The organism is Emticicia sp. (assembly GCF_049241225.1).
GTDB lineage: Bacteria > Bacteroidota > Bacteroidia > Cytophagales > Spirosomataceae > Emticicia.
Genome location: NZ_JBMLRC010000179.1, coordinates 5,860 through 7,112 on the forward strand (window position 1 = coordinate 5,860; position 1,253 = coordinate 7,112).

1 pseudogene is annotated in these 1,253 nt (G+C 43.5%); it reads left to right on the plus strand.

The features are described from left to right. Positions 1-6: 6 nt before the first annotated feature. Positions 7-1,253, plus strand: a pseudogene (locus tag ACOVO2_RS10185) (zinc carboxypeptidase); the annotation flags it as partial.

Genomic DNA, 1,253 nt, shown 5'->3' on the forward strand with positions numbered 1-1,253 from the left:
CAACAAATGCCCGAGAGTAAAGGACGTTTGGTAAAGTTTTATGACTGGCGACCAAATATCTTGACCGACCACCACGAAATGGGTTCGGCTTCAACGTTTTTCTTCCAACCGGGTATTCCTGCACGTACGCACCCGCTAACGCCTAAGAAAAACATTGATTTAACCATCAAATTCGGAAAATTCCAAGCCGTTGGACTCGACAAAATCGGTTCGGCATATTACACACAAGAAAACTACGATGATTTTTATTACGGAAAAGGCTCTACCCTACCCGATGTCAATGGCTCGGTGGGTATTTTGTTCGAACAAGCATCGTCTCGTGGACATTTGCAAGAAACATCAAATGGTTTACTAAGTTTCCCGTTTACGGTTCGTAACCAAGTTACGGCAACTTTCTCAACGCTTCGTGCGGCACGTGAAATGCGTGTCGAGTTGCTCGAACACATGAGAAGTTTTTATAAAGAAAGCTCGACCGATGCCGTAAAAGCCTACGTTTTTGGTGGCGGAAATGATGCCATAAAAACTTGGGAAATGGTAAATATGCTCAAACGCAACCAAATTGATGTGTATCGCTTAGGAAAAGACGAAAACCAAGATGGGATAGCATTCAGCAAAGAAAACGCCTACGTTGTGCCGATGAATCAGCCACAACACCGCCTTATCAAGTCAATGTTTGAAAAACGCACGAAGTTTGAAGATAGTTTATTCTACGATATTTCGGCTTGGTCGCTACAATATTGTATGAATGTACCTACGGCAGAAGCAAAAACGGCAGTTTCGTTGGGCGAAAAAGTTGAAAAGAATGATTTCCCGAAAGGGAAAGTTGTTGGTAAAAGCCAATATGCTTATTTGTTTGAGTGGAATAGCTACTACGCTCCACGTGCCGCTTATGAATTATTGAAAAAAGGTTATAACCTAAAAGTAGCAACCGAACCACTTTCGGCAGTTGTAGAAGGAAAAGAACGCACTTTTGATTATGGCACAATTCAGATTTTCAGTAATGGCTCCGACCCATCAGCTTTGCTTCAAACCCTTGCCGACCGTGATGGTGTAGATTTCTATGCAGTTCCGACTGGCCTTACGCCACAGGGAATCGACTTTGGTAGCGAGAAATTCAAAAAAGTTCGTTTACCAAAAGTACTGATGCTGGGTGGTGCGGGCGTACAATCGACCGATGCTGGTGAAATTTGGCACTTACTTGACCAACGTATTAATATTCCGCTCACAGTTGCCGACATCGAAACGGCCAACCG